This window comes from Erysipelothrix sp. HDW6A (assembly GCF_011400295.1).
Taxonomy (GTDB): domain Bacteria; phylum Bacillota_I; class Bacilli_A; order Erysipelotrichales; family Erysipelotrichaceae; genus Erysipelothrix.
Genome location: NZ_CP049859.1, coordinates 1493120 through 1518115, shown reverse-complemented (window position 1 = coordinate 1518115; position 24996 = coordinate 1493120). Strand labels below are relative to the sequence as shown.

The window sequence follows — 24996 nt, the reverse complement described above, 5'->3', positions numbered from 1 at the left end:
GAAGGGAGCAAACAGTATGTCATATATTTTTAAAATGCCAGATGTCGGAGAAGGCATCGCTGAAGGCGAAATCGTTCAATGGTTTGTTAAAGAAGGGGATACCATCAAAGAAGATGAACCTCTCTTAGAAATCCAAAATGATAAATTAGTACAAGAAGTACCATCACCAGTTGCTGGTACAATTACAAAAATTTTAGTTCAACCAGGTACAGTTTCAACTGTTGGTGATAGCTTAATTGAAATCGCTGTTGAAGGTGGTGCACCCGCACCAGCTGCTCCAGAAGCACCAGTTGAAGCAGCACCAGCACCTGCAGCACCAGCTGCATCCGCAAACTTTACATTCAACATGCCAGATGTTGGAGAAGGTATTGCTGAAGGTGAAATTGTTCAATGGTTTGTTAAAGAAGGCGATTCAATTAAAGAAGATGAACCTCTCTTAGAAATCCAAAACGATAAATTAGTACAAGAAGTACCATCACCAGTAAGTGGTACAATTGCAAAAATCCACGTACAACCAGGTACAGTATCAACAGTTGGAGATCCACTTGTTGAAATTACTACAGCTGGTGGTGGACACGTTGCTCAAGCAGCTCCTGCAGCTGCACCAGCTCCAACTGCTCAAGCAGCAGCTGCAACACAAGGAGATGGAACAACATTTGTTCATAACACAATTGCAAACCGTGTACTTGCAATGCCTTCAGTACGTCAATATGCACGTGATAAAGGTGTTGATTTAACATTGGTAGCAGCAACAGGTCGTCATGGACATGTTCGTAAACAAGATATTGATGCATTCTTACAAGGTGGAGCACAACAAGCAGCACCAGCAGTAGAAGCACCAGTACAAACAACTCAAGAAACAACAGTACAACCAAGTGCTCATGTTCCTGCAGAAAAACCTGCACCAGCAGCACCTGTATTTGTAGCTGGAGAAGAAACACGCGTTGCAATGACACCAACACGTCGTGCAATCGCAAAAGCAATGCTTACAAGTAAAAAAGAAGCACCACACGTTACAATCTTTGACGAAGTGGATGTTACAGCACTTGTTAACCACCGTAAGAAATTCAAAGATGTTGCTGCATCACAAGATGTTAAGTTAACATTCTTACCTTACGTAGTTAAAGCATTAATTGCTACTGTACGTAAATACCCAGTATTAAATAGTAGTGTTGATGATAAAACAAATGAAATTGTTTACAAAAATTACTACAATATTGGATTTGCAGCAGATACACCTCATGGATTATACGTTCCAAATATTAAGAACGCAGATTCAAAAGGATTATTCTCAATTGCTAAAGAAATTACAAAACTTGCTAAAGATGCAAATGACAATAAACTTGCAGGACCAGATATGAGAAATGGAACAATTACTATTTCAAATATTGGTTCAGCTCGTGGACTATGGTTTACACCAATCATCAACTTCCCAGAAGTTGCAATCTTAGGTGTTGGACGTATCGATAAGAAACCAGTTGTTCTAGAAGATGGAACATTAGGAATCGGTAATGTCTTAGCTCTTTCATTAAGCTTTGACCACCGTATTATCGATGGTATGACTGCTCAATCAGCAATGAATGAAATCAAACGTTTATTGAGCGATCCAGAATTATTATTAATGGAATCATAAGAGAGGTGTAAATTATTATGGTAGTAGGAGATTTAGCTTTAGAACTTGAAACAGTTGTTATCGGTTCAGGTCCTGGTGGATACGTTGCAGCAATCCGTGCAGCACAACTTGGACAAAAGGTAGCAATCATTGAAAAAGAATTTATCGGTGGTGTGTGTTTAAACGTTGGATGTATTCCTTCAAAAGCATTAATTAATGCTGGACACCGTTACCAAGAAGCATTACATTCAGAACCTTTTGGAATTACAACTAAAGGTGTAACAATTGACTTTACAAAGACACAAGCATGGAAAGACAACGAAGTAGTAAAGAAACTTACAAGCGGCGTTGAAATGCTTCTTAAAAAGAATAAAGTTGAAATCATTCGTGGTACAGCTTTCTTCAATGATACACACCAATTACGTGTTGTTAATGGTGATGATGCACAATCTTATACATTTAAGAATGCAATTATTGCTACAGGTAGCCGTCCAATTGAAATCAAAGGCTTCAAATATGGTAAACGAGTACTTGATTCAACAGGTGGATTAAACTTAAAAGAAATTCCTAAGAAATTAGTTGTTATCGGTGGTGGTTACATCGGTAGTGAGTTAGCTGGTGTTTACGCTAACTTAGGTACAGAAGTTACTATATTAGAAGGTAGCCCAAGTATCTTGCCACAATTCGACAAAGACATGATTAAACTTGTTGAAAATGAATTTGCTAAGAAACATGTTTCAATCGTTACAAATGCAATGGCTAAAGAAGCTAAAGAATTAGATAACGGTGTTGCAGTTACTTATGAAATTGATGGTAAACCAACAACAATCGAAGCTGATTACGTTCTTGTAACTGTTGGACGTCGTCCAAATACAGACGATTTAGGATTAGTAGTAGCTAATGTTGAGACTACAGATCGTGGATTAATCGTTGTTGACAAGCAAGGCCGTACATCACAAGAACATATCTTTGCAATCGGTGATGTTGTTCCTGGAGCAGCTCTTGCACATAAAGCTTCATATGAAGCAAAAATTGCAGCAGAAGCTATCTCAGGCGAAAATGTAGAAATCGATTATGTTGCGATTCCTGCAGTATGTTTTACAGATCCTGAACTTGCTACAGTTGGATTAACTGAAAAAGAAGCAAAAGAACAAGGATTAACTGTAAAAGTTTCAAAATTCCCATTCGGTGCTAACGGACGTGCGCTTTCACTAAATGCTACAGAAGGTTTTGTAAGACTTGTTTCAGAAAAAGATTCAGGACTCTTACTTGGAGGCCAAGTAGCTGGTGTTGGGGCTTCTGATATTATCGCTGAAATTGGATTAGCTGTTGAAGCACGTATGAATATTGAGGATCTTTCCTTAACAATTCATGCTCACCCAACATTATCCGAAACAATTATGGATGCATCTGAGTTATCACTTGGATTACCAATTCATATTTAATAGTATCTATAGTATATATAGAAAGGACTTCTGAACAGGAGTCCTTTTTTCAATGTAATAAAATTACATCTATGAAACAATTTTCAGAAATATAATTAAAAGTTTTCAAATATGTGAGAGAAATATGAAAAAAGCATTGACTTTAATTTCAAGTGGTATATAATAATTTCATACAGAGCGACAACTGTATCCAGAAATAGGAGGAAGAGAAATGAAGAAATTACTCGCGACATTAGTAGCGGTATTACTAGTAATTACTGGTTGTTCATCCGGCAAAGGATCTGACACAGTTAACGAGTATAAATATGTTTATACAACAGATATTACTCAACTAGACTATACTGCAACAATGAGAGCTACAAATGGTGACCACTTCGCAAACTTTGTGGATGGACTATTTGAGAACGACAATTTAGGTAGATATGTTCCTGCACTTGCTGAAGGTGAACCAACAGTTAGTGATGATGGATTAAACTATACATATAAACTTAAACCAGGTATTAAATGGGTAACAAACGAAGGTGTAGAATACGATGAAGTTAAACCTTCAGATTTCGTTACAGGTTTAAAACATGCAGTTGATGTAGAGTCAGAGTTACTATATATTGTTGCAGATTCAATTGATGGACTTGCAGCTTATATTAAAGACCCTTCATTAGGAATTGAAAGTGTTGGTGTTAAAGCTGATGATGCAGCAATGACATTAACATATACATTAGCAAATCCAGAACCATACTTTAATACAAAGACAACATATGGTATCTTATTCCCTATCAGTGAAAAGTTCCTTACATCGAAAGGTGACACATTCGGATCAGCTTCACCAGATAGTATCTTATACAACGGACCATTTATCTTAGCTAACTCAACAGAGAAAACTAAGATTGAATATACTAAGAACCAAAACTACTGGGACAAAGACAATGTATTCCTTGAAAAAGTAGAATACACATTCTTTGATGGTAAAGATCCAGATGCATTATATCGTGCATTCTCAGATGGAACTTATACACAAGCTCGAGTATATCCAGCATCAGCAGGATATGCAGATGTTGTGAAGAATGATAAAGACAACATCAATGCTTCACAAACAGATAGTTCAACATTCAACATGACATTCAACTTTAACCGTGGTGCTTACAAATACACAAGCCACTCAGAAACAAGTAGAGTTGATGCTCAAAAAGCAATCAAGAACTTAAACTTCCGTACTTCATTAATGTTTGCAATGGATCGTGCTTCATACTTAGCGCAAAACGTTGGTGATGATATGAAAGAAATTTCAATCCGTAATATGTTAACACCTTCTGAATTCTTAACAATTGGTAACAAGACATACGGTGAAGTTACATCAGAAAAATTAGCAGCATTAAATCCTGAGTTATATACAGGAATCGATCTTAAAGATGGTCACGATGCATTCTACAATGTAGAAAAAGCTAAAGCAACATTCGAAAAAGCTAAAGCTGAACTCGAAGCACAAGGTGTAGCATTCCCAATTCAACTTGATATGCCAGTTAATAACGAAGCAGAAATTGGAATGAACCAAGCTAAATCACTCAAAGCATCTATTGAAAAATCATTAGGTACAGATAACGTTGTTATTAACCTACAATTAATCAGTAGAAAAGAATACATGGATATTACTTACTATGCTACTTCTGGAGCAGCAAGTGATTTCGATATTTCAACAGCATCAGGTTGGGGAGCAGACTTTATTGACCCTTCAACATACCTAAATATTTACAACCCAACAAACGGGGATATGTTAAATACATTTGGTCTTGATGCAGCAGTTGCAGCAGTTGGTGGTGATCCAGCAAACGTAGCAGCTAAAGAATTAATCGGTCTTAATAAGTTTGAAGCAATGCTTGAAAAAGCAAATGCAATTACAGATAAAGATCAATTAGATGCACGTAACGAAGCTTATGCAGAAGCAGAAGCTTGGTTAGCAGCTAACGTTTTACAAATTCCTATCCAAGCAGGTGGTGGTACACCATTTGTATCTAAAGTTGTTCCATTTACAAGACCTTCAGGATTCGCAGGCTTAGGTAAAGAAAAACTTAAGTTCATGAAAGTCCAAAAAGATGTTGTTTCAATCGAACAATATACAAAAGCTAAAGAAGAATGGGAAAAGAAAGTAAAAGCTGGTTCATAAAACCTAGACGATAAAGCATTTGAGTTAATAGAGGGTTAGCTTAATAACTAACTCTCTTTTATCTCTGTATTAGGAGGTATAGAAGTGAAAAAATACGTATTTTTTAGAGTCCTGCGTTCAATGCTCAGCATTTTTCTCGTTACGACTATCGCATATATTTTAATATTTACAATGGTTCCACGCCAAAACATATTTATTGGTGATACTGCGTGGACAAAGCTATCAGGAAAACCTGATGAGCGTGTTAATTATGAGTACACTACATATAAAAAGATGGGGTACGTTGATTATAAAACAACACATGAACTTTGTAATGTAGCTACTGAAGGTACTGATAATTACCAAGATTGTATATCTAACCCAGAAACTTATGCTACAGAATGGGCTAAGTCTTCAAAAGGTTGGGAAATCGGACAATATCCTTTATCTAAGGATTTTTATGCCGTTCGTGAAATTCCAATTTTTGAAAGAGTAGCGCGTTTTTATGGCAATTTAATTAAGATTGATCATCCATGGGCAATTGATGATCCAAATCTTGATCGCAATATTTATATTAGTAACAATGAGACCAGTGGTCTGTCTTTGGCATGTTCTGGTTGTCGCTCAAAACATCTAGTCTATTTTGACGGTACATTCCCATTCATTCACCAAAACATAATTACACTTGATATGGGTACGTCATATCCTACATTCAGTGGTCGTCCAGTTATGGATGTTATTACTGATAAACAGGGTACTCCTGTTCAAAAAGAAGTAACATTTGAAACAGGATTAACAACAAACTCTTCCATTGATGTGCATTCATGTACATATAAACCAACAGAAATGATTGATCACTTAGATGAACAACGTTTCGTAGATAACTATGCAAACTGTAAACAAACTAATGGAGATCCATCAATGATTGGTATCTCAATGATGACAGGTATTGTTGCGGTTGCACTCTCATACTTAATTGCAATTCCATTTGGTATTACAATTGCTAGAAACAAAGGAAAAATGTTTGACCGTTTTGGAACAGGTATCGTCATGGTATTAATGTCGGTTCCAAGTATTGCGTTTATCTATTTCTTCCGTTTCTTAGGTTCAACATTCTTAGGATTGCCTGATACATTCCCTGCATTAGGTGCTGGAAACTTCCTATCCTATGTACTTCCTACATTAGTTCTTGCGTTACTAAACGTACCTGGATTAACTGTATGGATTCGTCGTTATATGGTTGACCAACAATCTGCAGACTATGTTAAGTTTGCTAAAGCTAAAGGTCTATCAGAGAAAGAGATTTCTAAACGACACATCTTTAGAAATGCGATTATTCCAATTACACAAGGAATCGCTCGTTCATTTATTTTATCAATTACTGGTGCTACAATTACTGAAAGTATCTTCGTTATGCCAGGTATGGGTAAAATGTTACCAGATGCAATCAACTCCTATAACAATACTGTTGTAATCGGTCTTGTATTTGTATTTACTACATTATCTGTACTTTCTGTATTACTTGGAGATATTACATTAACAATGGTAGACCCACGTATTAAATTATCTGATAGCAAAGGAGGACGTTAATCATGACACAAAACATTAACACAGTTGATGCATCGTATGATGATAAATTTAAATTTGTTAAACTTGATGAAACGGCTTCTGAGCATATTGATGCTCCTACATATTCCTATTGGAAAGCTGTAGCACGTCAATTCTTTGGAAATAAAATTGCTGTATTCATGTTATTACTAATCGTAGTAATTTGTGCTTTCGCATTCATTCAACCAATATTCAGTGGCTATGACTTCATGAATATTGATAACATTAATGAATTTGGCGATCGCTATAACTGGCCATCATTGAAATATTGGTTTGGTACTGATGCTAACGGACACTCACTCTTTGATGCAGTGTGGTCTGGTGCTCGTATCTCAATCTCAATTGGATTTATTGCTACACTAATTACATCTGTAGTAGGGATTATTGTTGGAGCTATTTGGGGTTATTCAAAAGTTGTTGACAAGATTATGATTGAAGTTTACAACATCATTAGTAACGTTCCTTCACTACTTATTGTATTTGTTATGGCATATTCAATGGGTCAAGGGTTCTGGAATCTTATTGTTGCGATGTCAATCACAAGTTGGGTTGGTACAGCATATATGATTCGTGTACAAGTTATGATTATGCGTGACCGTGAGTATAACCTTGCTTCACGTTGTCTTGGAACACCAATTCCACGTATGATTACAAAAAACATTCTTCCATACTTGATTTCAGTTATTGTTACTGATATTTCAGGAACGTTACCAGGATTTATTTCCTACGAAGCATTCCTATCCTTTATGGGAGTTGGTCTTAATGCATCAATTCCATCATTAGGCCGTATTATTTCTAAATATTCAATGAACATGAGTAACTATCCATACCTATTCTGGTTACCGGTTATTGTTCTTGCTTTAGTTACTGTTTCATTGTTCTTAGTAGGACAAGCGCTTGCGGATGCTTCGGATCCGAAGACGCACATGATGTAAGAGGTGTATGATGACAAACAATAAAAATAAAATTCTATCTGCTAAAGATATTACTGTTAAATTTAAAGTTCGTGATCGCATCTTAACAGCTATCCGAAATGTATCTGTAGATCTTTACGAAAACGAAACTCTAGCAATCGTTGGGGAATCAGGATCAGGGAAATCAGTTCTTACAAAAACTTTTACTGGAATGCTCGATTCAAACGGGTATATTGATTCAGGAAGTATTATTTATGAAGGAAATGATTTAACCGAACTTAAGAAGGACAAAGACTGGGTTGGGATTCGTGGTAATAAAATTGCTACAGTTTTCCAAGACCCAATGACTTCTTTAAACCCAATTCTTACAATTGGAACTCAAATTACTGAAGTAATTATTAAGCACCAAGATAAGTCAAAAGCAGAAGCAAAAGAAATTGCGATTGATTTAATGCGTAAAACAGGTATCTCAGATCCAGAAAAACGCTTTGATGACTATCCATTTGAATATTCAGGTGGAATGCGTCAACGTATCGTTATTGCGATTGCATTAGCATGTAAACCAAACATTTTAATCTGTGATGAACCAACTACTGCTTTGGATGTTACAATTCAAGCACAAATTCTTGACTTAATTAAAGAACTTCAAGATGAATTCAAATTCACAACAATTTATATTACTCACGACCTTGGTGTTGTTGCATCTGTTGCTGATAAAGTAGCAGTTATGTATGGTGGTCAAATTGTTGAATATGGTACTGTCGAAGATATTTTCTATAACTCAAAACACCCATATACATGGAGCTTACTATCATCACTTCCGCAACTTGGTGAAAAAGGTGATAAACTTTATGCAATTCCAGGTACACCTCCATCACTTTATAACGAAATTAAAGGGGATGCATTTGCACCTAGAAATCCATTTGCAATGGAGATTGACTTTGAAGTTGAACCTCCAGTGTTCTATGTAAGTGATGTTCACTGGGCAAAAACTTGGTTGCTCGATCCACGTGCTCCTAAAGTTGAGATGCCTGAAGTAATTCGTGACTTACATGGTAAGATTAAGAAAATAAGTCAGACATATAACGCAATAGCGCAAGAGGAGGCAAACAATGGAGAACAATAATAATAGAGAAGTTGTACTATCTATTAAAGAACTTCAAGTTAAATTTGGCTCGTTTGTAGCTGTTAATAATGCAAGTTTTGATATCTATAAGGGAGAAACTTTCTCACTTGTAGGTGAATCCGGATCTGGAAAGACAACAATTGGCCGTGCTGTTGTTCGTATTAACGAAACAAGTCATGGTGATATTATTTTCAAAGGTAAGAAAATTAATAAAAAATTAAACAAAGCAGAAGATGCAGAGGTTATTCGTGGAATTCAAATGATTTTCCAAGACCCTGCTGCTTCACTTAATGAACGTGCTACTGTTGACTATATTGTTTCAGAAGGACTTCATAACTATCACTTATACGAAGACGAAGCAGATCGTATTCGTAAAGTTGAGAAAATTGTTGGTGAAGTTGGACTTCTTAAAGAACACTTAACACGTTATCCTCATGAGTTCTCAGGTGGACAACGTCAACGTATTGGTATTGCTCGTGCATTGGTTATGGAACCAGAATTAGTGGTTGCTGATGAACCTATTTCAGCACTTGATGTTTCCATCCGTGCGCAAGTACTTAACTTACTTAAAACTATGCAAGAAGAACGTGGTCTAACATATCTGTTCATTGCTCATGACCTTTCAGTTGTGCGCTTTATCTCAGATAGAATCGCAGTTATTCATCAAGGTGTTATTGTTGAGTTAGCTGAAACTGAAGAATTGTTTAACAATCCACTTCACCCATATACACGTTCATTACTTTCTGCAGTTCCTCTACCAGACCCAGAGTCTGAAAGAGAGAAGAAACCAGTTATCTACAATCCAGCTGTTCATGATTATTCTCAAGAAAAGCCAAGTTTTGTAGAAATTAAGCCAGGACACTTTGTTTGGGCAAACTCTGTAGAAATTGAAAAATACAAAACACGATTAAAATAAGACCAAACGGTCTTATTTTTTTTGATAATTCTTTCATATCTCTTTTGCGAATTTGTGTAGTATGTTATAATTAGTTAGTTGATTAACTAATTAGGAGAGATAGTGTGGATAATGAACTAAGATCATTGTTTAGAGAAGTATTTCGTTGGCATCGCTATACAGTCCAAAAGTATTTAGATGAATTGGACCTGTATATCGGACAGCCGCGTTTTTTATCGACCATTGAAAGGAATCCAGGAATTACTCAAAAGGAACTTGTCGCATCTTTGAATGTATCGAAGGAGTCAGCTTCAGTGTCGTTAAAAAGATTGGAAGCATCAGGTTATATAGAGAGAAAAGTTGACGAAAAAGATCGTCGTGCAAAGAAACTCTATCTTACCAAGCGAGGTAAGATTACAAGCGATGCTTTAAAAGAAAACTTCGAAAAGATTGATAACGCAATGTTTCAATCCTTTTCAAGCGAAGAACAAGACCAGTTAAAATCCTACTTTGAAATTATGTTAATCGAATTGAAAAAGGGGTCAATGAATGAAAAAGTTTTATAAGTATTTTAAACCAGAGATTCCTGCAGCCATTCTTGGGATTATATTTGTTGGTAGTGTAGCTTTTATTGAACTTTACCAAATACAGCTTATGGCAGAAATAATTGATAACGGTATTGCGAATTCTAACTTTGACATTATCTTATCAGTGGGACTAAAAATGATATGGTTAGCGCTTCTAGGTGCTATTCTCGCAATTCTTGGTCTTGTGTTTCCATCACAAGTATCCAATAACTTTGCTTTACGTTTAAGGGATGCATTATTTCAAAGAATTCAAACATTCTCAATAAAGAATATGACGAACTTCTCAACTGCATCTCTTGTAACGCGATTAACCAATGACGTTAACTTTCTACAACGTACTATAATGATGTGTTTACGTCTTCTAGTTAGGGCGCCAGTATTTTTATTTACATCTGTTTACTTTACCTACCTAGTGAGCCCAGAATTAAGTTGGGTTATGTTAGGTGCAGTTATCTTCTTGTCGGGAATCTTAGTGTATGTGGTTACTCATGGTTTCTCACGTTTTGTTCGACTACAAAAAATGGTTGATAATATGAACCGTAAAGTTCAAGAAACCTTGATGAACATTCGAGTTATTAAATCATTTGTTCGTGAAGACTTTGAAGATGATGGATTTGATAAAGAAAACAAAGAGCTATTCAATGCAAGTGTTAATGCTATGAACTTAATGATTATTATGAACCCTGCATTAACAGGAGCAATCCATTTTGCAACGTTATTTATTGTTTGGATTTCTTCGTATCTTATCGTAGACATGAACTTAATTCATGTCGGGGATTTACTAGTTTTCATTAACTACTTAAGATTTACTATGTTCTCAATGAACATGATTACGAACGTTTTAATGATGATTTCAAGAAGCCGTGCTTCAGTTATTCGTATCGGTGAAGTTCTTGATACAGAAGCTGATATCCTTCCTAAAGAAGATGCAGTTGTAATTGAGGATATGAAGGGTGTCTTAAAATTCGAAAATGTATCATTTAGATATTATGCGGATGCTCAAGATGTTCTTACAAATATCAATCTAACGATTAATCCTGGTGAGCATATTGGGATTATTGGATCAACAGGTAGTGGTAAGTCAACTTTAGTTAACCTCTTATCACGTCTTATCGACGTCACAGGGGAAGAATCACAATTGATGATATTGATATCAGAGATTTAGATTTGAAGTACCTACGCACCTTATTTGGCTTTGTACCGCAAAAGAATCTCCTATTCTCAGGAACTATTGCTGACAACTTGAAACTTGGTAATGAATTTGGAACAGTTGACCAAATGATTGAATCAACAGAAGCTGCTTCTATTTATGGATATATCCGTGATTTAAAAGGTGGCTTTGATGCACCGGTTCAACAAGGTGGAGCTAACTTCTCAGGTGGACAAAGACAACGTCTCTGTATCGCACGAGCTCTAATGATTTCTCCACACTATCTTGTGATGGATGATTCAACCAGTGCGCTTGATGCTGCAACAGAAGCTCAAGTTAAGGAATCTGTAGCAGAACGTTTCAAAGATACAACGGTTATCAGTATTGCTCAGAAAATTAGTTCAGTAGCAGACAGTGACAAGATTGTTGTTTTAGATGAAGGACGTATTGTTGGATTAGGTAAACACGATGATTTATTAAATTCTTGTGGTGTCTATCAAGAAATCTACAACAGTCAAATGCAAAAGGGGGGTGAGTAATATGAGTCAATCGAAAAATATTGTTATTGGTAAACATAAACCAAAGAATCAAAAGAAAACACTCCGAAGACTTATCTCTTATCTTGCAGAAAGTAAATTACTCTTGTTTATCGTAATTGTAGCCTCCATACTCTCTACACTTGGTGGCCTATACGGATCCTATGCTATATCACCAATGATTCAAACGATTGAAGATACCCTGAATAATGTCATTACACGTGATGTAATGATAGCAAGTCTTGGAAGACAGATTACTATTCTTGGGATTGTCTTTGCAGTTGAAGTCATTACGATGTATGCATCAGCTCGCTTAATGGTACGTATATCTCAACGAACTGTAGAAACTATTCGTAAAGAAATGTTCCAACGTGTTCTTCGTATGGATGTTAAGTTCCATGACTCAAATGCTCATGGAGATTTAATGAGTCGCTTTACAAACGATATTGATTTAGTTGGTGAAGGATTAAACTCAGCTGCTGCATCAATTATTATAAATATATTTACTCTTATTGGTACTGTGGTAGTAATGTTTGTATTAAGTCCAATACTTAGTGCGGTAACTTTACTTATCTTGCCATTATTATCGATTATGTCGAATATAATCATAAAGAAATCAAGAATTTATTCGAAACGACAACAACAAACCTTAGGTGATCTCAATGGTTATATTGAAGAAGCAATGGAAGGTCAAACTGTCATGCAACTCTTCAACCATGAACATCAAGCTCATGAGACATTTAATAAAAAGAATAAAATATATCGTAAAAATGCTCAGTTCGCTCAGATTACATCGATTATGATTTATCCACTCATGCAAAACATCAATACAATTAGTTATGCTGTTATTGGTATTGTTGGGGGATATCTTGCGATTAATGGCCGCCTAAGCATTGGGGACCTTAGTGCTTATGTAAATATGACACGTACTCAAGGTAAACCTATCAATGAAATTTCCAGTCAGTTTACGACACTTCAATCCGCTATTGCTTCGGCAGAGCGTATCTTTGAACTCTTAGATTGGACAGAGGAAGTCGTTAATAGTGATGATATTATTCTTGATAACGTTGTAGGAGATGTACGCTTTGAAAACGTTACTTTCGGTTACAACAAGAATCATCCAGTTCTAAAGGATGTTTCATTCTATGCGAAACCTGGGCAAAAGATTGCTTTTGTAGGGTCTACAGGAGCAGGGAAGACAACCATTACCAATCTTATCTCACGTTTCTATGATATCGATAGTGGTCAAATTCTCATTGATGGTACCGATATTCGTACGATAAACCGTTATAGTTTACGTAAGAATATAGCAATGGTTCTTCAAGATACCAACTTATTCACGGGAACAATCTTAGAGAATATACGTTATGGTAATTTAGATGCTAGTGATGAAGAGTGTATTGCGGCAGCGAAACGTGCCAATGCCCACCACTTTATTACGACTCTAGAGCATGGTTATCATACAAAGATTACGGGTACTGGCTCAGAACTATCTCAAGGGCAAAAACAACTCTTGAACATTGCACGAGCTGCTGTTGCTAATCCAAGTATTCTGATTTTAGATGAGGCTACATCCTCAATTGATACTCGTACTGAACGCTTAATTGAAAAGGGAATGGACACCTTAATGGAAGGTAGAACAACCTTTGTAATTGCACACAGACTTTCAACAGTCCGTAATGCCGATGCGATTATTGTCTTAGAAAATGGTGAGATCATAGAACGTGGTGATCACGATGACCTACTTGAATTAGATGGACGTTACGCATCACTCTATACAGGACAAACAGAATTAACGTAAAAAGGTAGCTTTGCTACCTTTTCTTTTGTTATACTTTATTTAAGAGGTGATCAGTGTGATTAATGTAGAATATCTGGATGTATTTGGTTATGTTATTGAAACTGAGCTAGCGATTTATGTATTTGACTACACGAAGGGTCAATTGCCTTCAAAGTATTTATTAAGTAAAAAACCACTCTATTTCTTTGTAAGTAGGGATGATGTAAAACATTATAGTTCGTCAATTTTATCGTATCGCAAGCCAATTTTCATGCATGAAGAGATAAAGACATCACCACAGGATGATGTGTTTAAAATTGCAAATGGCGATACTTTATTCTTAGGGAAAACTAAAGTTAATGTACTCCAAGTTTCTCGACAAGGATTGGCATTTATTATAAAAGAACCAAACTTAAGTATCTTTTATGCAGGGGACTTAAACCATAAACTATGGCGTCCTTTAGGCGTTGAAAAGGAAGATTTGAACACTGAGATACTACTTTCCCAGTTCTTAGAAAGAATTGAACCGTACAAACCTATTGATGTAGCTTTAGCGTCTGTTAATCCAAATATTAGTATGAATTATGATGCTACTGCACGTCGAATTATTCAAAGTTTAGAGCCAAGGTATTTCTTCCCTATGGATTTTGAAGACAAACCTTCACGTATCTCAAATTTTATTAAGTGGGGAGATTCTGTTAGCAGTGTAAAAATTTTCCAACCACTTTATGCAAATCATGCGTTTGAGAATATCGAGGTTGTGAAATGAAAGGGATAATCTTTGATCTTGATGGGACATTGTACGACTCCCTCGAAGATATTGGCTCAAGTGCTAATAGAACATTAAAAAAATATTCGTATCCAGAACACCCAATGGAAAGCTATCAAGAATTCGTTGGGAATGGTCTAAAAATGACCATCACGCGTGCTATTCCTGATGATGTTGTCTTGAGTGATGAAATTCTTAATGATTTTCTCACAGATTACGAACACAATCACACAGTTTTTTCTAAACCGTATCCGGGTATACTTTCGATGTTAAAGTCATTGAATGAGATGGGGATTCCTGTTGCAATTTGTACAAATAAGAAACAAGCTTACTCTGAAGGAATTGTTGCAAAAGACTTCAAAGGTATTGAGTTTGTATCTGTCATCGGAGATCTTTCCAACAATACCTTAAAGCCAAATCCACTAAACACTTTAAAAATCGCTGAAATGATGAATCTTAAACCAGAAGAAATCTATTTTGTAGGTGATACAGATGTAGATATGCATACTGCTAAAAATGCAGGAATGGTACCAATTGGTGTATCCTGGGGATTTCGTGAAGTGGAAGAATTAGAGCGTGAAGGAGCAACAATAATTATTGATCAAGCTGAAGCAATTTTAGATTTATTTTAGGAGATATAAATGACAAAACATTTTATTAGCCCAGAACAAATAGAAGTTTTTATTTCAATGACAGCTGAAGTTGCAGGCGTTCTGCAAACAATACAAGTAAAACGTAACAAAACAATCATGATATTGAACGAATGGAATCAATACTCCAATATGATTGAAGATGTTGAAGATTACATTGAAACGCTCATCGCATTGGGTGATGAAATCGATGATAATATTTTGTTTGAGAGTTTACCACCAATTATTCAAATGTTGCTTGTAGAGTGTGTCAAATTTAATGAGCTGACTGAATATATCTTGGATGGATTAGAAGAAGCGAGTCTTAAAGAAGGTATTGATAAATTTTTTATTGAAGGAATACTTGATCAAATGATGATGGATGTCGTCTCAAATGAAGACTGGGTAATCTTTGATGAGATTCTTGAGTCATTTATGCATGATAACTCGGATATTGATGAAGAATCTGAAGAAGAACTCTTAAGCTAAAAGTACATTTAATCTCAGAAATGAGATTTTTTATTGAAAAACTTTGATTTCTTCACATTGTAAGGGGTTCGTTTTTGTATTTACTGATTATTTATAACATATCTTGAATTATGAGTATAAAAACTAGAACATCATCCTTAAAAGTGATAAAATTAACATGTTGTTTATTGAGGAGGAATATTATGAAAAAGAAACCAGTAGTATTGGTAGTAATGGATGGTGTTGGTCTTTCCGATAGCGTTGAAGGAAATGCTGTTCGCCAAGCTCATACACCTTATTTAGATGAATTATTAGCGACTTGCCCAAATACAGAACTTAAGGCTCATGGTCTTGCGGTAGGATTACCAAGTGATGAAGATATGGGGAACTCTGAAGTAGGGCATAATGCTTTAGGTTCAGGACAAATCTATTCACAAGGTGCAAAACTTGTGAATGAATCAATTCAAGATGGAAGTCTTTTTGAATCAAAAACATGGAACTATTTAACAGAGGGATTAAATGATAATACACTTCATTTGATTGGACTCTTATCAGATGGTAACGTTCACTCACATGTTAATCATGTTGAAGCGTTAATTCGTAATGCAAAAGCAAGTGGTGTTAAGAAATTAGCACTTCATGCACTTCAAGATGGTCGTGATGTTGAGCAACAATCTGCGTTAGTTTATATCGACCAGATTCAAGCAGTAATGGATGAATTAAACGATGATACATTCCACGCACAATTTGCGAGTGGTGGTGGACGTATGTTAGTAACAATGGACCGTTATGATGCAGATTGGGGAATGGTTGAACGTGGTTGGAAAACACACGTATTAGGTGAAGCAGAAATGTTTGAATCACCACATGCAGCGATTGAACACTTCCGTTCAGTAGATCCAAAACTTTCTGATCAATATGTACCTGCATGGGTTATTGCTAAAGATGGTAAAGCTGTTGCACCTATCGTTGATGGAGATTCAGTAATCTTCTTTAACTTCCGTGGTGACCGTGCTCTAGAAATCTCAAAAACATTCGAAGGTGATGATTCCTTTGACCGTTTCGATCGTGTACGTGTTCCAGAAGTTAAATTTGCTGGTATGCTTCAATATGATGGAGACTTAGGAATTCCTGCTAACTTCTTAGTAGAACCTCCACGAATTACAGATACATTAACAGAAACATTAATTGCTAATAAGATGTCATCATTCGCAATTTCAGAAACACAAAAATACGGTCACGTAACTTATTTCTGGAATGGTAACAAACTTGGTAAGTTTGATGAAAACCTCGAAACATTCGTTGAAATTAAAGGGGACGACGTTACTTTTGACCAACGTCCTTGGATGAAATCAGCAGAAATTACTGATGAAGTTATTGCTGCATTAGACAGTGGTAAGTATGACTTTATCCGTCTAAACTTCCCTAACGGAGACATGGTTGGACATACAGGCGATATGCTTGCATCAATCATCTCAGTTGAAGCAGTTGATTTAGCATTAGGTCGTTTACTACCTGCTGTTAAACGTAATGAAGGAACATTAATTGTGCTTGCAGACCACGGTAATGCTGATGAAATGATTGATAAGAAGGGTAACCCAAAAACTTCACACAGTCTTAATCCAGTACCATTTGTGATCTACAATCGTGATGTTGAACTTAAGAAAGATGCAGAATATGGACTTGCAAACGTTGCGGCTACAGTTGCTGACTTATTAGAAGTTGCTCCTAATCCAAAATGGGAAACAAGTTTAATTAAAAAATAATTGCTAACCAGATCTTAGGATCTGGTTTTTTTAATGTTTTCTCTGTGCATGTTTATCCAAGATGGCTACTTTATAGAGTGTAAATATGATAAACTAAAAGTAATTAATGATGAGGAAAAATTATGAAAAGTGAAAATAACGCAATTTATATCCATGGACATAAAAATCCTGACACAGATTCAGTTGTTTCAGCAATCGCTTATTCTTATTTAAAGAATCAGCTTGATATACCAGCGGTTGCTTGCCGTTTAGGGGCTCTTAATGAAGAAACTGAATATCTCCTTGATCGCTTTGGTTTCGAGCCTCCAATGCTTTTAAAAGACGCTAGAGCAACACTTGATGAAATCGATGTTGATACTGCAAACTCAATACATCTTGATACTTCAATTAAAGATGCGATGACAATGGTACAAAAAAACCGCCAAACATTAGCGGTAGTTGACGACTTAGGAACCTTAGTTGGTGTAGTAACATCTTCCAATCTTGCTCACGTTGCGATGGGGGATACAGCTCATACTATTGAACTTTTAAAAAGAACACCTGTAGAGAATATTGTGAATGCAATAGACGGTCAGTTGATTTATAAACCTAAGAACTTTAGATTTAATGGGAAAACAAGTATCATTGCTATTGCTCAGTCAAAACTAGAAAATTATCAATTGGATAATCGATTAGTTATTGTTGGTAATGATGTTGAAGCTCAAATTCAAACTATTGAAAAAGGAGCGGCATGTCTTGTAACAGTTTGGACTGAAGAAGTTGATGACCGTGTTCTCCAAAAAGCTATTGAAAAGGGTTGTGCAGTGATTCAATCATCCCATGGGACAATGAATACTTCACGTTACTTACTCTTCTCACCAAGTGTTAGAGAAGTAATGACAACGGATTTGGTAACTTTTAATAAAAATGAATTTGTAGAAGATGTAGGGGTTGTTATGTTACAGACACGATTTAGATCGTATCCTGTAGTTAATGACGATAATACAATCTATGGATTTATCTCACGATTCCATATTCTAAACAGTCACAGTAAACGTTTAATTTTAGTGGATCATAATGAGTATTCTCAAAGTGTTGAAGGTGTTGAAGATGCTGATATACTTGAAGTTATTGATCATCACCGTATCGGAGATCTTAATACAATTAAACCAATTTACTTTAGAAATGAAATAATAGGTTCAACAGCATCCATTATCACAAAAATGTTTACTGAGAATGGTGTAAACATTCCAAAGAACTTAGCGTCGATTCTATTAGCAGCATTAATATCAGATACACTGAACTTGAAGTCACCAACAACAACCCCACAAGACTTTAAGATTGCTCTTCAATTAGAAGCTATTTCTGGATTGAATCGTTATCAATTTGCTCAAGAAATGTATGAAGTAACATCTTCACTTCGTAATAAAACTTATGAAGAGATTATCAACCAAGATATAAAAACATTCCATATTTCGGGACAGGTTGTAATGGTCTCGCAAATTGTAATCTACCACTTTACGGAGTTAGATGCAATTCAAGATACCTTTGAATCTTCAATGGAAGACTATGTATTGAAACACAGACTGGATTTACTCGTCGTCGTATTTACAAGTGTTGAAGATAATGGGTCGATTGTTGTTTCAGCAGGATCATTAAAGAATGCTGTACTTGAAGCCTTCCCTAATGAAGAGGGAAGTGATCGTAATTTCTTACAAGATGTTGTTTCCCGTAAGAATCAAATTATTCCACGATTATCTGCAGCAATAGCTAAAGTAGTTGCTTCAAATCATACGAAGTTAAAATAAGAAAACAGTTCCTATAATGGTTAGCTTACCATTTACAGGAACTGTTCTTTTTTTAATTTGTTAATCGAGATTACGGTAGAGTGCTTCAAGAGATTGAGACTCAATCCACTTATGATTGTTCTTTGCTAGTAATTCTTGAGCTTCAACTGGTCCGTCCGTATAGGCTGGATAGAAATCAATTGCTTTGCGACTATGTCTTGTAATGTTCTCAACAAATGTCCAACTTGCTTCAACCTGTTTGTAACTTACAAATAACGTCATATCATCTTCCATTGCTGAATTTAGTAAACGTTCATATGCTTCAGGAGTATTGAGACGGTTGTGAACAATACAGCTCTGGCAGAAGTCCATATAGACTGTTTCAATAAGATTCTCTTGACCAGGTTTCTTAATATTGAAACGGAGATAAATACCTTCTTCTGGTTGAATCTTGATTACTAAGACATTTGAAGGAATATCATCTTTTGATTTGAATTCAATGATGACTTCAGTGGAGCGGTTGTTCATTCTCTTTCCTGTACGAACGTAGATTGGGGTGTTTTCCCAACGGTTCATATTAAGTCCAAGTTTGAGAGCAACATATGTCTCAGTCTGAGATTCTTTATCAACGTTCTTTTCATCACGATATGCTAAGGAATCTTCGTTTTCTGTATATTGACCCCAAACAATATCGTCATTGTAGTCATCAATATAGAGACTGTCGAGTACTTTTTCCTGTTCGTGATGTAATGCTGCAACACTATCATCTTTTGGGGGATCCATTGCAACAATCGAAAGAATTTGTAGGATGTGGTTTTGGAACATGTCTTTCAATGCACCAGTTTGGTCATAATAATTACCACGACTTTCGACACCTACAAGTTCATTGGCTGAAATTTGGATGTTCTCTATGTGGTGATTATCCCATATGTCTTTGAACAGTGTGTTCGCAAAGCGAATAGTATGGATATTTTGCACCATTTCTTTTGCGACATAGTGGTCAATACGGAATACCTTGTCACCGAATATCTCTGTGAGTTTTGCTTCAATTTTTTTGGCTGAATGCAAATCATCACCAAAAGGTTTCTCAATAATAATTTTACTGTTGTGAACAAGTCCTGATGCTTCTAAGTTTTCAGCGATTGTCGTGAAATAAGTTGGGGCAACCGCAAAGTAAATGAGGTTTTCACCACTACATTGACACTCTTTATAGAAATCTTTTAAGCGTAAATAGCCTTCAAGTTCAGTAAATACCATTTTAAAATAGTGTACATAACTAAGAAATGTATCTGCTAGTTCATCGGTGACATTGAATCGAGCATGTTCAAAGAGCCATTCTCGAGCAATTGAACGATACTTTTCTTGAGTATATTCACGTCTTCCGATGATAATAATCTTAAAATTTTCTGGTAATTCTTTGGTAACCATTAGATTGTAGAAAGCTGGTAACAACTTACGGTAAGTAAGGTCACCAGTTCCACCAAAAATGGTTATTGTTTGATTATTTTTCTTCATTGTTGCTATTCCATTCGTAATGGAATACTCCGTCCATGTCGATACGTTCAAATGTATGCGCACCAAAGAGGTCGCGTTGTGCTTGAATTAGGTTAGCGTTTGAACGAGCGCTACGGTATGAATCAAAGTAGCTGATAGCCGTTGTAAATGCAGGCATGCTAATTCCGTTTTGGATGGCCATACTGATGACATCACGTAAACTTTGGTGATAATCTTCTAATTGTCTTGCGAAACTATCGTCAAGCATTAAGTTTGCAAGTGCAGGGTTTGTATTATAAGCATCACTAATACGGTTTAAGAAGCGTGCACGAATAATACATCCTTCACGGAAATTACGAGCAATTGCCCCGAAATCTAAGTCCCACTTGTATTCAACACTTGCATTCTTAAGTAGGTCAAAACCTTGAGCATAAGCAATAATCTTGCTTGCATAAAGTGCTTTACGGACCATCTCTACAAAGTATTCTTTGTCATTAATGATTGCTTTATCAAATTCTGGTTTAAGAATTTCAGAAGCGGCAACACGTTGTTGTTTTTGTGATGACATGAATCTTGCGAATACTGCTGAAGCCAATAATGATGCATCAGTTCCAGTATTAAGTGCTTCTTCAGCTGTCCATTTTCCTGTACCTTTTTGAGCGGCAGTATCAAGAATGACGTCAACCATATGTTTTCCAGTAGCTGGATCAACTTCTTTAAAGATTTGTGCAGTAATTTCGATTAAGAAGCTTTCAAGTTCGCCTTGATTCCATTCATTGAAAATAGCTGCCATTTCATCATTGGTAAACCCACCAAGATGTTTAAGAACGGAGTAGCTTTCAGCAATAAGTTGCATATCTGCGTACTCAATACCGTTGTGGACCATTTTTACATAGTGTCCAGCTCCATCTGTTCCCATATAGGTTGCACAAGGTTCATTGTTGTATTTTGCTGCAATGTTTTCGAGAATATCTTGGACATAAGTGTAAGCATCTTTGCTTCCACCTGGCATTATAGCAGGACCAAAACGAGCTCCTTCTTCACCACCTGATATTCCTACTCCTAGATAACGTAAACCTTTAGCTTCAATAGCTTCAGTGCGTCGAATTGTATCGTGGAAATTTGAGTTACCACCATCCATAATAATATCGCCTTCATCAAGTAAAGGAATTAAACCATTAATTACTAAGTCAACAGGATTTCCTGCTTTAACCATAATCATGATTTTGCGTGGTTTTTCTAATGAAGCAACAAAGTCTTCAAGTTCTTTATATAAATGTAAATGTGTATGTGGATTTTCGCTAATTACCTTAACACCAACTTCATATGTACGATTAAATAAAGCGACATGGTAACCATGATCTGCCATATTTAAAGCTAAGTTTGACCCCATTACTGCTAGGCCAATTACCCCGATTTGATTTTTTTGCATAATTTCCTCCATATTCTTCTATGCTTCTATTGTACAATAAACAATAGTAAATACCTAGGTTATTCCTAATCTATTAAAACTATTTTGCTTGGTTTTTCACAGCGTTCATTTTTTCATTAATTGCATCTTGATCACCGAGATAATAATGACGAATCACTTTCATAGTGTCGTCAAATTCGTAGACTAACGGTGTTCCTGTAGGGATATTAACATCAACAATTGCTTCTTCGCTCATTGAATCGAAATACTTAACAAGTCCTCGAATAGAGTTACCGTGAGCAACGATGAGAACGTTTTTTCCATTAAGCATATCAACTTTTATATGATTTTCAAAATATGGGACTGCACGTTCAATTGTTTCTTTAAGTGATTCCGTAAAAGGGAGAACTGATTTATCTACGATATCTCGATACATGACATCATGAATAGGTGCATGTTTATCATTTTCATCGAGTGCAGGAGGAAGGACATCAAAAGATCTTCTCCAAATATTAACTTGTTCTTCGCCGTATTGTTCTGCTGTTTCTTTCTTATTAAGACCTTGAAGGGCGCCATAGTGACGTTCGTTAAGTTCCCATGCTTTGGTAACGGGTAACCAATTACGATCCATCTCATCTAAGATATGATTTGTGGTGTGAATTGCACGTTTTAGGTAAGAAGTGTAGACAATATCGAAATCAAAGTTGTTTTCAAGAAGTAGCTTTCCGGCGGTCTTTGCTTCTTCTTGTCCTAGATCTGACAAATCTACATCTGTCCAACCAGTGAATAAGTTCTTTTCATTCCAAACGCTTTGACCATGTCGTACTAATACTAGTTTCATAATAATAACCTCCAATAAGACTATTTTACACCTAAATCAAAGAAGTTTCATTGAATATGAAAGATAACTGTTTACTTATAGAAATTCATGAAGAAAAATCAAAAATTCCAGATTTTAGCACTTAACGCTTGACACTGCTAAAACAAGTGGTATACTAATAATGTAATAGCACTTAGATAGGTCGAGTGCTAAAGGAGGCATATATTATGAAACAAGAATTAACACGTAGACCAGTGAGTTTGTTGGAAAGTATCTTTGGTGAAGACTTATTAAATAATGCTTCATTTGGTACCGGTATTGATATTTATAAAGATGAAAACAGTTATACAGTAGAACTTGAAATGCCTGGATTTACTAAAGATGACATTGATGTTCAATATAACGGTGATGTTTTATCAATTAGAGCAGAGCATAATGAATCTGAAGAAAAAGACGAAAAGAATTACTTCTATCGTTCTAGAAAATCTAGCAGCGTCAATCGTCAAATTAGATTCTCAGATGTAGATGATAGTAAAATCGATGCAGAGTACCAAGACGGTATCTTAAAAGTTATCTTACCAAAGAAAACTCAAGAAGAAATTGTAAATAGAATTTCAATAAAATAAGGAACGTATGTAATAGAGTTTTAAGCTCAGGAGCATACGCTCCTTTTTTGTTTGGTGATCATGTTAAACTTCTGTTAATTTACCATGTTTATTTTGTATTACAAACTAATATTCGTTATACTATAGTCATTACTAAAGGAGAAGTCTTAATATGATGAAACTAACGAAAGAAGAGAAATCATGGGTAATGTACGATGTTGCAAACTCTGCTTTTATATTGATCGTAACGGCTACAATTCCAATATATTTTAGAACTTTAGCTACTGATGCAGGAGTTTCAGAGAATATTATTAGTGCTTGGTGGGGAACGGCTACTTCTATATCTCTATTTATTTTGGCGTTTATGTCGCCATTTCTAGGTGCTTTAGGGGACTATAAAGGCATGAAAAAACGCCTCTTTACGATATTCTTACTGATTGCGGTTGTTTCTGCCTTTGGCTTTACATTCGCAAACGACTGGCAAGTATTTATTGCACTTTATATCGTTGCGCGCTTGGGGTATTCTGCCTGTAACATATTCTATGACTCCATGCTTGTTGATGTAACAACAAACGAACGTATGGATGCTATATCATCGTATGGGTATGCTTATGGATATGTCGGGAGTACTATTCCGTTTATTATTGGTGTAGTTCTAATTTTCATGAACGAATCATTGGGTTTAAGTGCTGACTTTGCAGTTAAACTATCGTTTATTATTGTTATTGCATGGTGGTTGATTCTTTCAATTCCACTACTTAAGAATGTGAAACAAACTCACTACCTCGAACACCAACCTCAATTGTTGAAGACTTCGGTAAGTCGAGTAATTAACACAATTAAAGACATTCGCAAAAACCCAAAAATTATGTATTACATTTTTGCTTATTTCTTTTATATTGATGGAGTTTATACAATTATCTCAATGGCAACCACATACGGTGGTGAAGTAGGAATTGATGACACACAGATGTTATTGGCGCTATTACTAACACAGTTTGTAGCGTTCCCATTTGCAATCTTTTCAATTAGTTTTGCGAAAAAATATGGTGTTCTTAATGTCATTAAAAAGTTCGTATTATTATATGCAGTTATTGCGGTGTTTGGTTTCTTCTTAGAACATGCATGGCAATTCTGGACGTTAGCAATCATGATTGGAATCGCACAAGGGGGTATTCAATCCTTGTCACGATCATACTTTGGTCAAATTATTCCTAAAGAAAAATCGAACGAATACTTTGGATTCTTCGATATCTTTGGTAAGTTTGCGGATTTCATGGGACCTTTAATTATTGCTTTATCATCAATCATGTTGGGAGAATCACGTTATGGTGTACTCTTACTTGTTGTCCTCTTTATCGTTGGTTACGTACTTCTAGGAAAAGTACAACAATATGAAGAATAAACGCCTACGGGCGTTTTTTTATGACTTAGTATCGGTAAAACATGATAGGGTGTTATAATAGAAGAAACAATAA

General features: G+C 35.8%; 19 protein-coding genes and 1 pseudogene. 17 read left to right on the top strand and 3 right to left on the bottom strand.

Going from position 1 to position 24996, the window contains the following annotated elements; all coding sequences use genetic code 11:
* Nucleotides 1–16: 16 nt before the first annotated feature.
* The 15 genes and pseudogenes from G7059_RS07740 to G7059_RS07670 all read left to right on the top strand — a co-directional run bounded on the left by G7059_RS07740 (nucleotide 17) and on the right by G7059_RS07670 (nucleotide 19209).
* Nucleotides 17–1633 carry a 2-oxo acid dehydrogenase subunit E2 gene (locus G7059_RS07740; protein ID WP_166081511.1) on the top strand — a complete coding sequence of 539 codons (1617 nt, stop codon included), beginning with the start codon at nucleotides 17–19 and terminating at the stop codon, nucleotides 1631–1633.
* Nucleotides 1634–1650: 17 nt separating this feature from the next.
* Nucleotides 1651–3057 carry a dihydrolipoyl dehydrogenase gene (gene lpdA / locus G7059_RS07735; RefSeq protein ID WP_166081510.1) on the top strand — a complete coding sequence of 469 codons (1407 nt, stop codon included), beginning with the start codon at nucleotides 1651–1653 and terminating at the stop codon, nucleotides 3055–3057.
* A 211-nt stretch (nucleotides 3058–3268) separates the two neighbouring features.
* A complete protein-coding gene (locus tag G7059_RS07730) occupies nucleotides 3269–5215 on the top strand; it encodes a peptide ABC transporter substrate-binding protein (protein ID WP_166081509.1) in 1947 nt (648 codons plus the stop codon).
* Between the two features lie 84 nt (nucleotides 5216–5299).
* A complete protein-coding gene (locus G7059_RS07725) occupies nucleotides 5300–6784 on the top strand; it encodes an ABC transporter permease (protein WP_166081508.1) in 1485 nt (494 codons plus the stop codon).
* A 2-nt stretch (nucleotides 6785–6786) separates the two neighbouring features.
* A complete protein-coding gene (oppC, locus tag G7059_RS07720; protein ID WP_166081507.1) occupies nucleotides 6787–7737 on the top strand; it encodes an oligopeptide ABC transporter permease OppC in 951 nt (316 codons plus the stop codon).
* A gap of 10 nt (nucleotides 7738–7747) precedes the next feature.
* Nucleotides 7748–8842, top strand: coding sequence for an ABC transporter ATP-binding protein (locus G7059_RS07715; RefSeq protein WP_166082095.1), 1095 nt, complete (start codon nucleotides 7748–7750; stop codon nucleotides 8840–8842).
* A complete protein-coding gene (locus tag G7059_RS07710; RefSeq protein WP_166081506.1) occupies nucleotides 8829–9758 on the top strand; it encodes an ABC transporter ATP-binding protein in 930 nt (309 codons plus the stop codon). The genes G7059_RS07715 and G7059_RS07710 overlap by 14 nt, the downstream gene beginning before the upstream one ends.
* Before the next feature lie 104 nt (nucleotides 9759–9862).
* A complete protein-coding gene (locus tag G7059_RS07705) occupies nucleotides 9863–10303 on the top strand; it encodes a MarR family winged helix-turn-helix transcriptional regulator (RefSeq protein ID WP_166081505.1) in 441 nt (146 codons plus the stop codon).
* Nucleotides 10287–12013: pseudogene (locus G7059_RS07700) on the top strand (ABC transporter ATP-binding protein). Before G7059_RS07705 ends, G7059_RS07700 begins: the two are co-directional and overlap by 17 nt.
* A gap of 1 nt (nucleotide 12014) precedes the next feature.
* Nucleotides 12015–13811 carry an ABC transporter ATP-binding protein gene (locus G7059_RS07695; protein WP_166081504.1) on the top strand — a complete coding sequence of 599 codons (1797 nt, stop codon included), beginning with the start codon at nucleotides 12015–12017 and terminating at the stop codon, nucleotides 13809–13811.
* A gap of 55 nt (nucleotides 13812–13866) precedes the next feature.
* The gene (locus G7059_RS07690) at nucleotides 13867–14559 is read left to right on the top strand and encodes a hypothetical protein (RefSeq protein ID WP_166081503.1); all 693 of its coding nucleotides are present in this window, start codon (nucleotides 13867–13869) and stop codon (nucleotides 14557–14559) included.
* Nucleotides 14556–15191 (top strand): HAD family hydrolase, encoded by a 636-nt coding sequence (locus G7059_RS07685; RefSeq protein WP_166081502.1) that lies wholly within the window; start codon nucleotides 14556–14558, stop codon nucleotides 15189–15191. The genes G7059_RS07690 and G7059_RS07685 overlap by 4 nt, the downstream gene beginning before the upstream one ends.
* Nucleotides 15192–15200: 9 nt before the next feature.
* Nucleotides 15201–15677 (top strand): hypothetical protein, encoded by a 477-nt coding sequence (locus tag G7059_RS07680; RefSeq protein ID WP_166081501.1) that lies wholly within the window; start codon nucleotides 15201–15203, stop codon nucleotides 15675–15677.
* 182 nt (nucleotides 15678–15859) lie between these two features.
* On the top strand, nucleotides 15860–17422 hold the full coding sequence (gpmI, locus tag G7059_RS07675) for a 2,3-bisphosphoglycerate-independent phosphoglycerate mutase (RefSeq protein ID WP_166081500.1): 1563 nt from the start codon (nucleotides 15860–15862) through the stop codon (nucleotides 17420–17422).
* Between the two features lie 122 nt (nucleotides 17423–17544).
* The gene (locus G7059_RS07670; protein ID WP_166081499.1) at nucleotides 17545–19209 is read left to right on the top strand and encodes a putative manganese-dependent inorganic diphosphatase; all 1665 of its coding nucleotides are present in this window, start codon (nucleotides 17545–17547) and stop codon (nucleotides 19207–19209) included.
* Nucleotides 19210–19269: 60 nt separating this feature from the next.
* Here G7059_RS07670 and zwf read toward each other — a convergent pair whose 3' ends face one another.
* The 3 genes from zwf to gpmA form a co-directional block, all read right to left on the bottom strand.
* Complete coding sequence (gene zwf, locus G7059_RS07665; protein WP_166081498.1) at nucleotides 19270–20703, bottom strand: glucose-6-phosphate dehydrogenase; 1434 nt, start codon at nucleotides 20701–20703, stop codon at nucleotides 19270–19272.
* Complete coding sequence (gene gndA, locus G7059_RS07660; protein WP_166081497.1) at nucleotides 20690–22114, bottom strand: NADP-dependent phosphogluconate dehydrogenase; 1425 nt, start codon at nucleotides 22112–22114, stop codon at nucleotides 20690–20692. The genes zwf and gndA overlap by 14 nt, the downstream gene beginning before the upstream one ends.
* Before the next feature lie 79 nt (nucleotides 22115–22193).
* Complete coding sequence (gene gpmA, locus G7059_RS07655) at nucleotides 22194–22934, bottom strand: 2,3-diphosphoglycerate-dependent phosphoglycerate mutase (protein ID WP_166081496.1); 741 nt, start codon at nucleotides 22932–22934, stop codon at nucleotides 22194–22196.
* A 206-nt stretch (nucleotides 22935–23140) separates the two neighbouring features.
* Here gpmA and G7059_RS07650 point away from each other — a divergent pair, with 206 nt between their 5' ends.
* A complete protein-coding gene (locus G7059_RS07650) occupies nucleotides 23141–23539 on the top strand; it encodes an Hsp20/alpha crystallin family protein (protein ID WP_166081494.1) in 399 nt (132 codons plus the stop codon).
* 151 nt (nucleotides 23540–23690) lie between these two features.
* Complete coding sequence (locus tag G7059_RS07645; RefSeq protein WP_166081493.1) at nucleotides 23691–24923, top strand: MFS transporter; 1233 nt, start codon at nucleotides 23691–23693, stop codon at nucleotides 24921–24923.
* Nucleotides 24924–24996 lie beyond the last annotated feature (73 nt).